The sequence below is a fragment of the Streptomyces sp. ISL-94 genome (genome assembly GCF_018614075.1).
Classification (GTDB): domain Bacteria; phylum Actinomycetota; class Actinomycetes; order Streptomycetales; family Streptomycetaceae; genus Streptomyces.
This window is the reverse complement of record NZ_JAGGOZ010000071.1, coordinates 1-12,766: the sequence shown is the minus strand read 5'-3', so window position 1 is coordinate 12,766 and position 12,766 is coordinate 1. Positions and strand designations below refer to the sequence as shown.

Annotated in this window: 11 protein-coding genes; 3 read left to right on the top strand and 8 right to left on the bottom strand. The window is 72.2% G+C overall.

The features are described 5' to 3' along the window. Nucleotides 1-41: 41 nt before the first annotated feature. Together J7E94_RS22115 and J7E94_RS22110 are read right to left on the bottom strand one after the other, a co-directional pair. Nucleotides 42-635: a Uma2 family endonuclease gene (locus tag J7E94_RS22115; protein WP_215018114.1), complete on the bottom strand. Its 594-nt coding sequence runs from the start codon at nt 633-635 to the stop codon at nt 42-44. Between the two features lie 33 nt (nt 636-668). Continuing rightward, nucleotides 669-1,283 (bottom strand): ATP-binding protein, encoded by a 615-nt coding sequence (locus tag J7E94_RS22110; protein WP_215018112.1) that lies wholly within the window; start codon nt 1,281-1,283, stop codon nt 669-671. Between the two features lie 185 nt (nt 1,284-1,468). Between J7E94_RS22110 and J7E94_RS22105 the strand changes: the two genes are divergently transcribed. After that, nucleotides 1,469-2,341, top strand: coding sequence for a helix-turn-helix transcriptional regulator (locus J7E94_RS22105; RefSeq protein WP_215018110.1), 873 nt, complete (start codon nt 1,469-1,471; stop codon nt 2,339-2,341). Then, nucleotides 2,338-2,541 (top strand): DUF397 domain-containing protein, encoded by a 204-nt coding sequence (locus tag J7E94_RS22100; RefSeq protein WP_215018108.1) that lies wholly within the window; start codon nt 2,338-2,340, stop codon nt 2,539-2,541. Before J7E94_RS22105 ends, J7E94_RS22100 begins: the two co-directional genes overlap by 4 nt. A gap of 222 nt (nt 2,542-2,763) precedes the next feature. Here J7E94_RS22100 and J7E94_RS22095 read toward each other — a convergent pair whose 3' ends face one another. Then, nucleotides 2,764-4,026, bottom strand: a complete 1,263-nt coding sequence (locus J7E94_RS22095) for a DUF6880 family protein (protein ID WP_215018106.1) — start codon at nt 4,024-4,026, stop codon at nt 2,764-2,766. Between the two features lie 44 nt (nt 4,027-4,070). Between J7E94_RS22095 and J7E94_RS22090 the strand changes: the two genes are divergently transcribed. Further along, a complete protein-coding gene (locus J7E94_RS22090; RefSeq protein ID WP_215018104.1) occupies nt 4,071-5,243 on the top strand; it encodes a hypothetical protein in 1,173 nt (390 codons plus the stop codon). Between the two features lie 15 nt (nt 5,244-5,258). Here J7E94_RS22090 and J7E94_RS22085 read toward each other — a convergent pair whose 3' ends face one another. The 5 genes from J7E94_RS22085 to J7E94_RS22065 all read right to left on the bottom strand — a co-directional run bounded on the left by J7E94_RS22085 (nt 5,259) and on the right by J7E94_RS22065 (nt 12,266). Further along, nucleotides 5,259-5,438, bottom strand: a complete 180-nt coding sequence (locus tag J7E94_RS22085; protein ID WP_215018102.1) for a hypothetical protein — start codon at nt 5,436-5,438, stop codon at nt 5,259-5,261. Continuing rightward, nucleotides 5,435-5,686, bottom strand: a complete 252-nt coding sequence (locus J7E94_RS22080; protein WP_215018100.1) for a hypothetical protein — start codon at nt 5,684-5,686, stop codon at nt 5,435-5,437. Before J7E94_RS22080 ends, J7E94_RS22085 begins: the two co-directional genes overlap by 4 nt. A gap of 59 nt (nt 5,687-5,745) precedes the next feature. Next, entirely contained in the window at nt 5,746-6,981 is a 1,236-nt protein-coding gene (locus tag J7E94_RS22075; RefSeq protein ID WP_215018099.1) for an SWIM zinc finger family protein, read from the bottom strand. Further along, the gene (locus J7E94_RS22070; RefSeq protein WP_215018097.1) at nt 6,978-9,896 is read right to left on the bottom strand and encodes a DEAD/DEAH box helicase; all 2,919 of its coding nucleotides are present in this window, start codon (nt 9,894-9,896) and stop codon (nt 6,978-6,980) included. The genes J7E94_RS22075 and J7E94_RS22070 overlap by 4 nt, the downstream gene beginning before the upstream one ends. Nucleotides 9,897-10,004: 108 nt before the next feature. Then, the gene (locus tag J7E94_RS22065; RefSeq protein ID WP_215018095.1) at nt 10,005-12,266 is read right to left on the bottom strand and encodes a plasmid pRiA4b ORF-3 family protein; all 2,262 of its coding nucleotides are present in this window, start codon (nt 12,264-12,266) and stop codon (nt 10,005-10,007) included. Nucleotides 12,267-12,766 lie beyond the last annotated feature (500 nt).

The following is a 12,766-nucleotide window of genomic DNA, read 5'->3' as shown; positions in this document are numbered from 1 at the left end:
AGTCATCGGCGCATATGACGGGGACTGGAACAAGTTCACCGTCAGCGGACCGGGGGTGGGCCGTATTGGGGGAGGTCGGAGGTGGGGAGGTTGCCGCCGAGGACGGTAGGGAGGGGGACGGGGTCGCCGTACTTGCCGTGGGTGACGGCCTTGTATTCGTCCTCCGAGGGGCGGGTGAAGAGGGACCACGTGCCCGTGCGGGGGTCGATCTGGAGGAGGCGGGGGACGCGGGCGGCCGCGTACCAGGCGGTCTTCTCGTTGATGCCTTTCAGGCGCTCGCTCGGGGAGATGACCTCGACTGCCAGCGCGATGGCGTCGGCGTCCAGGAGCCAGCCGTCGTCCTCTTTGAAGGCGCGGGGTCCGATGGTCAGGTCCGGGGTCGAGTAGTCGTCGGGGTCGTCGGGCATGGGGATGGAGACGTTCTCGTACGCCTCGTAGGCGGTGGAGAGGCCTGGGCGGATCGCGTCGCGCAGGTCGATGACGATGCCGGCGTGCTTGCCGCTCGGGCTCGGGGACATCACGAGGGTGCCGCCGATGATCTCCACGCGCATGCCCGTGGCCCGCTCGATGCGCTCGGCGGCCTCGCGCAGGTGGCCGCGGCGGACGGGGATGGGGTGCTGGGCTGGGCCGGCCACTGTGACGCCTCCTTGCCTGCGGTTCGTTTCACTCTACGGGAGCCCCCGGACGGCGACAGGTTCTGCCGCGGGGAGGCGGAGTGGGGGGCCGTCGGCCAGGGTGAGGGTGACCGTCAGGCTGCCTGTGGTGTGGCGGAGCGTGGCCACGCTGCGGACCGTGTGCCAGGCTCCCCAGGCGCGGACGTGCTGACCGGCTCGGATGGCGATCGCCGCGAGATGCCTGGCCGGGGGTGCGGGGTCGAGCGCGGGGGCCTTCAGTTCCGACCAGACCGTTTTGCCGATGCCGCCGGGGCGGGGGCTGACGCCCCAGCGGTGGCTGAGCGCGTCGACTACGTGGAGGCCGCGGCCGTGTTCGTCTTCGGTGGCGGGGTGGGTGAGCTCCGGCCGGCCGGACCCGGCGTCGCTCACCTCCAGGCGGAGCAGTCCGTCGGTGGATGAGTGGGCGATGCGTACGCCGACCTGGCGGTCGGCGGGTACCCGTACGCGCAGGGCGTTGGTGACGAGCTCGGAGAGTACGAGTTCTGCGGTGTCGAGCAGGTCGTCGCCCGCGCCCCAGCCTCCGAGTACGGCGTGCAGTGCCGCGCGGGCCCTGGGCACGCTCCGGGCACGGCGGGGCAAGCGGAAGGAAACGTCGTCGAGTGTGGTCACAGCAGCCCCCTGGGGGTCGATGACTGTCGATCAAGTCCCGTTGCAGGCCGAGCGATTGGGATCGGCCACGAGAAGCGTGGCGTGCAGATGCGATTGATGCAATATTGAATGTCGCATGACGGCGGGATTCACTCATACGAGTAGCTGGCGAACGCCAAGCGCACGGTTCTGATAGGGAGTTACCTATGCCGAACGTGAAGCCATCCACCGTGCTCGGGCGCCAGCTCGGCGACGAACTCCGGCGCCTGCGCGAGGCGGCGGGCCTCACCACCGCCGCAGCCGCGAAGGCCCTCGACTGCACCGGCGGCAAGATCAGCCGCATCGAGAACGGCCATGTCCCAGTCCGGACGCCAGACCTCGTCGCGCTCATGGACGCGTACGCGGTGGGCGATGCGGGGATCCGGGAGCGGTTGGGCGCCCTGGCCCAGCGAGCCAACCGGCGCCGCCGCGAAGGGTGGTGGCATGAGTACGGGCCTGTACTCGCCGACACCTACCGCGACTACATCGAGATGGAGGACATCTGCGACAGCATCAGGACCTTCCAGGTCCAGCTCATGCCGGGTCTCCTCCAGACGGCGGAGTACGGGCGAGCCGTAACCGTCGCCTCGCGGGCCTGGCAGAGCGCTGAGGAAGTCGAGCAGTTCGTACGGGTGCGGCTGGCCCGGCAGGAGCGGCTCACAGGTGAGAGGCAGTTGGAGCTCTGGGCCGTCCTTGCCGAGGGAGTGTTGCACCAGCAGGTCGGCGGGCCCCAGGTCATGCACGACCAGTTGGAGCACCTCGCGGAAATGGCCGAGCAGCCCAATGTCACCGTCCAGGTGCTCCCGTACTCGCGCGGCGCCCACTCGGGTATGTTCGGCCCGTACCTGCTGATGAGCTTTCCACGGGTTTCGGCGCAGAACCTGGTACTGACGGAGACGCCCACGGGCAATATCTGGATGGAACAGGAGTCCGAAGTCGCCCAGTACCGGGCACTCTTCGATGACGCTCGCATCTCCGCGCTGCCACCCCCGGAATCGCTCGGGCTGATCCGCCGCATCGCCAAGGAGCACCGACCATGAGCCAGACCCACTCCCCCCTCCCTGACCTCACCGGAGCAGCGTGGCGCGTCAGCAGCTACAGCGGCGGGCAGGGAGAGTGCGTCGAGGTCGCCGACAACCTCCCCGGCGTCGTTCCCGTCCGCGACAGCAAGCGGCCCGCCGGGCCCGTGATCGGTTTCGGCCACCACGCCTGGCAGGCGTTCGTCTCTCGCCTGGGCTGAGCAGCGGCCCGGATCGCGGCGGGAACTGATCCGCCGAGCGGGGCGCACGGGCCGCCGGTCCTGGGCGGGACCTGTCGGCCCGCCCCTCGGAGTCCCGTCTCAGGGCCACCCGCCGGGCCCGGACGCCGGCGACGCCATGTGCTGTGCCTCGGCCCTCGCGGCTCCTGGGCCCGTCACCGCGCTCACCTTCCAACTCCGAGGACGTCACGCCCTGCCCCTCGGTCAGCCAAGGCCTGCCTGGTCGAGGCGGGCGATGAAGCTGGTCTTGCGCTTGTGTTCGGCCCGCAGGGCGTCCAGGTAGCCGGTGAACTCCGGTTCGTTGCCGAGTTCGCGGTGCACGGTGCGCAAAGCTTTCAGGTGGCGTGCGGCGTACTGGTAGCGGTACTTGTTGCCGCCCTCCGCGAGGTAGAGGTCGATCAGTCGCCGGTAGGGGCCGATCACGTCTGCGGGGTGGGTGGTGCGGCGCTCCTCGATGAGCTCCTGGAGGGTGTACTTCGACAGGTCCGGCAGGTGTGTGGTGGCGGCCTGCCAGGCCGCGTCGGCATCACCCACCTCGCGGAGGCAGGCGATGAGTTCGCGGACGAGGGGGGAGGAGTGGGCGGGGTCGGCCGCGAGGCGTTCCCTCAGGTGACCGAGGGCCCAGGTGACGGTCTCGGGGCTGTCCAGCCGGGCGGCGGTGGTGGCCAGGGACACGAAGGCCTTGTGCACGGGGGTGCGGGTGAAGGCGTCCTGGCGCACGGCCAGGGCCTCGTCGCGCCGGCCGTCGGCGATGAGGAGGGCGACGAGCTGGTCGCGCAGCGGCGGCAGGTACGGGTTGGTGGCGTGGGCTTCGATGCCCCGGCGTGCCCAGTCGAGCGCTTCCGCACTCCGGGCGGCCTCGCACAGGGCCTGGACGATCTTGCCGTACTGGCCGGGGTTGGTCAGGGAGCGGGCGACCACGGCGATGTAGGCGTCGGTGTCGCCGGAGAGCGCGGCGAGCTGTTCGCGCAGGTCCTGGACGTGGAAGCCGAGGCCGAAGCGTTCGGTGGCCGCGAGGGTGGCGGCGCGTTCCTCCACGAGGGCGGCCAGCCGGGCGGTACCCGCCGGGCCGAGGGCGGCGTGGAAGTCGGCCAGGCGGATGTCGGGCCAGCCGGGTCCGTCGAAGGTGGTCTTGGCGATCCAGTTCGCGAGCGGTGCGGGGTTCTTGGGCGGGGCCGCGGCGAGGGCCTTCCCGTAGAGCGGGGTCAGGGCGCGCAGGGCGTCCCCGGCCATGCCGGAGGAGTCGTCGAGGTACATCAGCGCGGCCGTGATCCGGTCGACGGCCTTGCGGAGCTGTGGTGCGGCCTCGGCGGCCCGTCCGGCCTCCAGCAGGTGCCCGGCTGCCTCGTGCACGGCCCACGCGGTGTGGACGTACTCCCCATGGCCGGCGTACGGCCCGCGCCGCCGGTCCCTGCGCAGGCCGTCCACCAGCCCTGCCAGCCCGGTCGGGGCGCTCTCCTCGTTCATCCCCCCATGCGACCACACCCGCCGCGGCGGTAGGGTATGGGACCGTGAGCGAGTATCAGTACTACGAGTTCCTGGCCGTCGACCGGCCCTTGAGCGAGGACGAGCTGACGCAGGTGCGGGCCCTGTCCACACGGGCCCACATCACGGCGACGAGCTTCAGCAACGAGTACCAGTGGGGCGACTTCCGGGGCGATACGACCAAGATGGTCGAGCGGCTCTACGACGCCCACCTCTACTACGCGAACTGGGGCAGCCGCCGTCTGGTCCTGCGCCTGCCCGCCGCCCTCCTCCCCGCCACGGCGGCCGCCCCCTACGCCCTGGAGGAGTCACTGAGCGTGTGGACCCGCTCCGGGCACACTCTCCTCGACTTCCAGCTGTCCGGCGAGGACGGCGGCGAGTGGGACTTCGAGTCCTCCTTCTCGCTGTCCGCGTTCATCGGACTGCGCGCCGAACTCGCGGCCGGTGATCTACGCGGCCTGTATCTGGCCTGGCTCGCCGCTCTGGGCATGTGGGAGCCGGCCGAGGACGAAGACGAGGAGTACGCCCGGGAGACCGAGCCCCCGGTACCGGCCGGGCTCGGCGAACTCACCGGGTCGCAGCGCGCCCTGGCCGACTTCCTGCGCGTGGACCCCGACCTTCTGACCGTCGCCGCCCAGGCCGCCGCCCCCGCCCCGCAGACGGCCGTGGACCGCAAGGCCCTGGCCGCGTTCATCCATGCGCTTCCCGCCGAGGAGAAGGACAGCCTGCTCGTGGACGCCGCCCTCGGCACCGCACCGCAGCCCGGCCCACAGCTCCTCGCCCGCTACCGCGCCGCCCACCTGCCCGGCCCGCCCGCCGGCGCCGAGCGCCGCACCGCCGCCCAACTGTTGGACGCCGCCCACCTGCACCGCGCCGAACGCACCCGACAGGAAGCGGAAGTCAAGGCCGCCGCCGCGCGTGCGCGGGCCCTGGGCATCTCGCGGGCCCGGGACGCACACCTGGACCGGCTCGCCCAGGACACCGAACAGGCATGGCAGGACGTTGACAAGTTGATCGCGGAGAAGAAGGCCGGCCCCTATGACATCGCGGTCACCCTGCTCACCGACCTGCGAGAGATCCACGCCCGCGCGGACACCGGCACCGCCTTCGACCAGCGCGCCGGCGCACTGCGCGAAACGCACCGCGGCAAGCCCTCCCTGATGCGCCGCTTCGACGCCGCGGGCCTGCCCAACCCCTGACCCTTCTACGGCCCGTCACATGTCGCCGCGACTGGCCGGAATCGTCAGCGGCGGCGGTGCCGGCGCATGCCGTCCACCGAACGGATTGCCCGACGTGGGCGGAGGCGAGGGCCAGGAACGGAAGGGGCTGTTGCCACCGGCCGCCGCGCCCACCAGGACGTTGACGTCGTAGACGACCGGTACGGGCTCGCTCATTCCCGCCCCTTCAGGACCCGGCGGGTGATGGCCGTGACGTCAGCCAGCGAGGCACCCTGCTCCGCGAGCTTCCGCTCTCCGTAAGCCTGGACCTCCCGCAGTTCCTCGGCCAGCTTCACCGACTTCATGATCTTTATCGTGGCCCGGAGGTACGCCGACCTGTTCCCGCCACCGAAGTATTCGACCAGCTCATCCAGTGCCGCCCGGTCCGCGTCCGACACCGCGAACCCAATCGTCTGCGTACCCACGGTGACCTCCAGGCGGTGATTGCATTTTCACTGCGTTCCAGATGCATGACGGCCTCAGGTCAGCCTCCGGTCTGCCGCCAGACCGTGGTGAGGGCGGCGACCGGGTCCGGGTCGGGTGGGCCGGCGGGCCACCAGTCGTCGTCGTGTTGGAGGTAGGGGTACCAGCGGGCGTCGGGGCCCAGACGCAGCTGAATGTCCCGGTCGGCGAGGGTGAGGCGGTTGCGCCACGCCTTGAGGAGGACGGGGCCGTCGGTCATCTCGGCGAGGGCTTCGGCAAGGGCGGTACGGGCGGCCGCCATCGCCGCGGGGGCAGGGGTGCTGGGCTGCTCGGCGACCACGATGCCGGTGGGGCCGCCGTGCTGCCAGGCGCGAGTGAGGCGGGTGAGCTCGTTCGGGTTGGCTCCTGTGCCCTGGATCAGGGTGCGCGGCCACTGCGGTCCGGGCAGGCCCGCGGCGATCCGTACCGCGTCCTGTCGCACGGTCAGGTGCAGGCTGGTGGTGTCGCCGGCGAGGAGCCTCGCGGCCCGTGCTGCGGTGTCGGTCATGAGCCGCTCCAGGTCGGCTGCGGTCAGGCCGCTTTCGGGTGGCGGGGCGACGGGCAGCGCGGCTGTGAGAGGGACGGGGCCGGGGAGGTCCTGGAGTTCGGGGAGCTGACGGGCGTGTGCGGTCCAGCGGGCGTACGCGGCGGCGGCCGGGATGCCGGCTGGTGAGGCCGCCCTGTTCTGGGTTTTCGTGCGGCGAGCGCGCAGCTGGGTGAAGACCTCCTCGCGGGTACGGCCGCGCAGCGCGAAGAGGACGAACGGGTCGGCGTCGATGGTGGCGGCGATGGCGTAGCAGAGTGCGGCAGCGTGCTTGCAGGGGTAGCCCCAGTCAGGGCAGGAGCATTCGGGGTCGAGCTCGGTGGGCCGGGGCAGCAGCGGTACACCCGCTTCCCGGGCGTCGTCGACGAGTTCGGCGGGCATCTCGCTGTCGAGGAGCGCGGCGAGATGTCCGGCGCGGGCCGCGATGGTGTCGAAGAGGGTGTCCCACTGCGCGTCGGTCAGTACGGGCAGGTGGACCGAGGAGCGATAGGGGCGCGGGCGGCTGCCCTGGACGGGGGCCTTGACCTGGCCGGGGGCAACGATGGTCGCGCCGACCAGGCCCTTGCGGGCGTAGGTGCGGCCGCGCGAGAGGCGGCCGGCGTCCAGGGTGGAGTCCTCCAGGGCGGCGACCCAGGCCTGGCCCCACCATGTGGCGGCGAAGGCACGCCGGCCGCGGCCGGGTACGGAGGGCCGTCCAGCGGGCGAAGGGGTCACGATTGCCTCCCCAGGGCAACGAGTTCGGCGAGATCGGCGTCGGACAGTTCGGTCAGGGCGGCTTCGCCGGAGCCGACGACGGCGTCGGCGAGCGCCCGCTTGGATTCGAGGAGGCGGGCCACCTTGTCCTCCACGGTTCCCTCGGCGATGAGTTTGTGGACCTGGACCGGCCGGTCCTGGCCGATGCGGTAGGCGCGGTCGGTGGCCTGGTCCTCGACGGCCGGGTTCCACCAGCGGTCGTAGTGCACGACATGGGTGGCGCGGGTGAGGTTGAGTCCGGTGCCCGCCGCCTTCAGGGAGAGCAGGAAGACCGGGACCTCGCCGGACTGGAAGCGCTCGACCAGCTCTTCGCGGCGGGCGACGGGAGTGCCGCCGTGCAGGAAGAGGGTGGGGGTGCCGCGCTCGGCGAGATGCCGTTCCAGGAGGGTCGCCATCTGCTTGTACTGGGTGAAGACCAGCACCGACTCGCCCTCGGCGGTGATGGTGTCCAGGAGTTCGTCGAGCAGTTCGAGCTTGCCGGAACGGCCGGTCAGCGGCGTGGACTGGCGCAGGTAATGGGCGGGGTGGTTGCAGATCTGCTTCAGCGCGGTGAGCAGCTTCAGGACCAGTCCGCGCCGGGCGATGCCCTCGGACTGCCCGATCTTCTCCATGGTCTCGCGGACCACCGCCTCGTACAGGCTGGTCTGTTCCGCCGTGAGGGACACGATGCGGTCGGTCTCGGTCTTGGGCGGCAGCTCGGGCGCGATGCCCGGGTCGGACTTCTTGCGGCGCAGCAGGAAGGGGCGTACGAGGCGCGAGAGACGAGCCGCCGCCTCGGGGTCCTCGCCCGCTTCGACGGGGCGGGCGTGCCGGTCCCGGAAGGCGGTGAGCGAGCCGAGCAGGCCGGGGGTGGTCCAGTCGAGCAGCGCCCACAGTTCGGAGAGGTTGTTCTCCACGGGGGTGCCGGTGAGCGCGACGCGGGCGCGGGCGGGCAGGGCGCGCAGCTCGCGGGCGGTGACGGCATAGGGGTTCTTGACGTGCTGGGCCTCGTCGGCGGCCACCAGTGACCAGTCGGTCTCGGCGAGCACCGCGCGGTCGCGGCGCAGCACCCCGTAGGTGACCAGGACGATCTCGTCGTGGGCGAGGCCGTCCAGGTGGCGGCCGCCGCCGTGGTAGCGGCGTACGGGGGTGGAGGGCGCGAACCTCTCCGCCTCGCGCTGCCAGTTGCCGAGCAGTGAGGCGGGGCAGACGACGAGGGTGGGCCCGGCCGTCGTGCGGGCGCTCTGGCGGTGCAGGTGGAGGGCGAGGAGGGTGATGGTCTTGCCGAGACCCATGTCGTCGGCGAGGCAGCCGCCGAGGCCCAGTTCGGACATCTGGGCCAGCCAGGCGAGGCCGCGCTTCTGATAGTCGCGCAGTGTGGCCTTGAGGGCGGCGGGCTGTTCGACGGGGGTTCGGGTCTCGGGGTCGCGGATACGGGCGGCGAGTTCGCCGAGCGCGCCGACCGCCTCGCAGCGGAAGGTCTCGCCGCCGCGCTCCGCCTCGCCGGTCAGCGCGGCGCCGAGCGCCTCCATGGGCGTGAGCGGTTCCATCCGGCGGCGTTTGGCACGGGCCACCAGCTTGGGGTCGGCGACCACCCACTGGTCACGCAGCCGGATGAGCGGGCGGCGGGCCTCGGCGAGGGCGTCCATCTCGGCCTCGGTGAGCGGCTCGCCGCCGAGGGAGACCTGCCAGCGGAAGTCGAGGAGCGCGTCGGCGTCCAGGAGGCCGCCGCCCGCGCTGGAGCCGGGGGCGGTGCGCTGCCCGATCTCGGCGGTGGCGGTGAGCGCCTTGACCAGTTCGCGCGGCCAGTGCACGGCGATCCCGACCGCGCCCAGCGCGTCGGTGGCATCCCCCAGGAGTTCGAAGGCCTCTTCGTCGGTGAGCCGGAGCTGGTCGGGGGCCGCGTCCCGCAGCAGCCGCGTCAGGGGCGGCCAGGCGCGGGCGCCCCGGCGCAGGGCCAGCAGCGTCTCGGTCTCGGCCTTCGGGCCGAGGAGCCGCTCGACCTCGACCGGCTCGTCCCACAGGCGAGCGGCCTCGACGACGAGCGCCGGATCGGCCGCGGTGTGCAGCTGGAGCACGGCCCGGAACTGCGTGCGCCGGCCCGCGGGTACCTCGACGCGCAGCGAGACGCCGACCTCGGCGGTGAGCGCGGCGGATGTCTCCTCGGCCCATTCGCGCAAGGCGGGTACGGCGCGCGTCTCGTGCCGGGCGTAGGGCATTGCGCCCAGGGCGAGCGGCGTGGCCGGGGTGCGGACCAGGGCGTCCGCGACGGCGTCACAGAACTGGCGTACGAGCGTGGCCGGTTCGGCGATCCGCACCGGGGCGGGGCCTGGTACGGGCAGGCAGTGGGCGTGCGGCGGGAAGGCGGCGGCAAGGGCGTCGAGCGCCTGGCGCTGCGCGGCGGTGAAGGGGCCCGCCTGCCAGGTGTCGTAGCCCTCGGGGGTGAGGGAGGGGTGGAGCCGGCCGTCTGCGAGCAGCCGCAGCGCGAGGCGGGTGGCGGCCTGCCAGCCGGCGCCGGAGGGATCCGGTGGCGCCGATGTGAGCAGGGCGGATACGGCGACGGGAACGGGCAGCACGTATCCCTTGACGCTGCGCCGCCGCGCTCCACGGCCGTGCGGGAGCGCGAGTTCCGCCGACTGGCTCTCGACGCCGACGGCGGCAGCGGTAGCGGCGGCAGCAGCAGCACTGGCGGCGGCACCGGGCGAAGCGTCCGGCGCGCTCGCCCCCGTGGGCCTCCACAGCAGCAGCCGCCCCAGCCGGGCCGGCTCACCGGGCAGGAACACCGCCGACCAGCCGTCGTCGAGGAGCCCCCGCGCGAAGGCGACCGCTTCCGGTGCAGCCGGCGGCGGCGCGGTCCTCGCGCGCGATCCCGGCTCTTGTACGGCGATCCGTGCCACTGTGCGTTCCGTCCTGCCGCTTTCCTGCCGCTTTCCCGCTGCCTGTCCGGGCCTCCACCCACTACCCGGCCCCACCACAACCACCTCAGTCCACCGCCCCCTTCCCCCTCACGAGCGGGAGCGGGCTTTGTTGGCGGCCACACGCATCCGTTTGGCCAGCCGCTTGTCGACTCCGCGCAGACCCTCGCCCAGTTCGGCGAGGACCCGCGCGGTGGCCGGGTGCACCACCCTCCACAGGTCGTCCACCCGCTGTTCGAGCGCCTCGGCCGTCATCAGGCGATTCTCGCGGAGGACCTGGGCCAGCTCCTCGCTGTCCACCACCCCGGCGAAGACCGAGAGACCGTCGATCATCAGCCAGAGCGCGCTCGATTCCACCCGGTCCCTGTCGACCGGCGGCTCCATCCGCTCACCGGCCCGGGGGTGCGTCCCCAGCGTCGCCGCGGCCACCTGTCGGCATCCCTCGGTCGTGGCGGCGGCCGCCTTGTGCAGCACCTTCAGTGCACGCGGGTCGTCGAAGTCGGCGAGCACCAACTGGGCGATGCTCCGCTTCGCAGCCGCCTCGGGTCCCTCCCCCGCGCAGGCGTCGAGCAGCGACACCGCGGCGTCGGCCGCGCTCCGGCGCTCCAGCCAGCCGTCCACCTCCTGCCGCATGGCGTCGGGAGGGTAGCTCAGGATGCCGGTGAGCAAGGTGTCCGCGTCCGCTTCGGCGTACTCGCCCAGCAGCGGAGCGGGGACGCCGTATTCCATCAGGTGGGCGCGCACTCCGTAGCGGCCCAGCGGGGTGAGCCGCATCCGGGCCGCACGCCCGCCGTCCGGGCCCGGCCCGCCCGGCAGGTCCTCCAAGGCCTTCGGCTCTCTGCCCCCCATGGCGTTCATCACGGCACGCAGCAGCTCGACCGGGGTGGCACCCTCGCGGTCGCCTGGTGCGTACTCCACCGCGCCCCAGCGCGCGAGCCCCTCCCCCAGCTCCCGGAAGGACGTGGTGAAGAGCGCCTCGACGAGCGCGAACTCCCCGCCGCCCCGGTAGTCCGCGCGGGCCCGGCCGAGTACGTCGTCCATGTCGAGCCAGTCGCCGTCCGGGACGTCGTACAGCAGGCCGACCAGGCCGTCGGTGATCTCGGCCGTCAGCTCGTCCAGGCCGCCGTCGGCGAGGTTCCCGCCGATCACCGCGTCCAGGGTGCCGGGCAGGCCGTTCAGCACCCCGGTCTCCGTGATCTCCTCCAGCAGCCGACTCAGCGTGCCCGACCAGAACTCAAGCAAGTCCTCGCCGGCGAAGTCGTCGGCATCGCCGCCCCACGCACGGTTCCCACTGAGTGTGATCAGCCCCCCGTCCAGGGCGAGCCGCCACGGCTCGTCAAGCACCGGCACATCCGCGGCGCTGCGCAACGACTTCAACGCGGCTGCCCGTGATTGCTCATCGGCCCACATCGAGCCGCTGTCGGCCAGCTTCCACAGTTCGAGTTCTTCCGTCACCGCACGGGCGGCCGCGGGCCGCAGTACCTTGCCGGCAGTGATCTGCCGTCCCTCGGCACACCAGGAGGAGAGCCGCCGCGCCGCATCGAACAGCGGCACTTCCAGCGCGGCCTCGACGAGCTCCTCGCGCGGGGCCAGGGTGACCGGGCGCAGCGGAGGGGCATCCTCGTCCAGGTCCTCGAAATCGAACTCGAACAGGTCTCCGGTCCCGCACCGGCCGCACGCGCATCCGGTCACCTCCTCGGCCGCGGGCCGCCGGCCGAGGGTGCTCCCGGCCAGGCCCCGGCGCGACGGCTTTCCCGTGCCGGACACGGTGTCCGGCACCAGTCGCGCGAGCCGCCGGGTGATCTCGTCCTGGTCGAAGGCGGACGGGTTGTAACCACGCTCGCTCAGACCGGTGATGAGCTCTCCGTGCAGCTCGTGCTCGGCCCCGTCGGGATCGCCCAGGAGGTCCAGCACCTCCGCCAGTCCCCATACGCCGCCGATATCCTCGCCCGGCACGTCGGCGCGACGCCCGCCGGTACACCGCACCGCGCGCTGCATGCCCGGCGGACGCGGCAACGTCCGCTCCAGGGTGATCCGATGTTCCCAGTCGTCCCCGAAGTCGTAGGTGTAGCGCAGCCGCGCTCCGTCCTCGGTGAAGACGTCGCCGAGCGCCGCCGCGTCCTCGTCCGCACTGTCTGATCCGAAGGTGCCGTACCTGCGGCCGAACTCGTCGGCGAAGACGTGCAGATGATCGTCGCTCCAGCCGAAAGCGAGCTGGATGGCCTCGTGCAGAGTGCCGAGCGACGCGTCGGACGGCATGACGAGCCGCCGCCACAGGGGCGGCCTGGTCCCCTGAAGTACGACCTTCAGCTGAAGATCAGCCGCTGCTGCCTTCACGTCACGTCGTGACATTCCCCGCCCACCCCGATCACCACCACACCCGGAAGCTCCATGGTCGCGCGCCTCGCGCCTCCCCGCAAACCTGTCCCACGCAGCCGGCCGGAGCGGTACCCTGCGGCCTCTGGCCGCGGCGCCGGTCCAGGCATTTCCCTTTCGTGGGCCCTACATGAGCGCGTGGCTCGCCCTGGCATGCACCGACGACCTGCGCGTGGTCACACCCGCGGCGACCCAGGTTTGAGCGCCTGCACCGCCGTGGACGCCGGTGATGTCCGGTGGTCTGTACGAGGGAGGTGGGGATGGGTCTGTGGGTTTGGGGGGTGGGGAGGGATGGGGGTGGTGCTTAGGGTGGGTTGTGAGGCCGCAGCGTGCCGTTGACCTGGTGCTTTGCGGGGAGTGAGCTCGCATGAGGGATGGGGCGGCGCAGATGCGTGAGCTGGTGGAGACGGCGCGGCAGTGGGTGGCCGAGGGGCGGGTGGCGTATCTGGCCCGGCCTGTGACCGAGCAGGGGTTCG

Coding starts and splice junctions, on each gene's coding strand:
- J7E94_RS22100 (WP_215018108.1), top strand. CDS start 2,338: ATGAGCCAGACCCACTCCCCCCTCCCTGACCTCACCGGAGCAGCGTGG.
- J7E94_RS22065 (WP_215018095.1), bottom strand. CDS start 12,266: ATGTCACGACGTGACGTGAAGGCAGCAGCGGCTGATCTTCAGCTGAAG.
- J7E94_RS22105 (WP_215018110.1), top strand. CDS start 1,469: ATGCCGAACGTGAAGCCATCCACCGTGCTCGGGCGCCAGCTCGGCGAC.
- J7E94_RS22095 (WP_215018106.1), bottom strand. CDS start 4,026: ATGAACGAGGAGAGCGCCCCGACCGGGCTGGCAGGGCTGGTGGACGGC.
- J7E94_RS22085 (WP_215018102.1), bottom strand. CDS start 5,438: ATGAGCGAGCCCGTACCGGTCGTCTACGACGTCAACGTCCTGGTGGGC.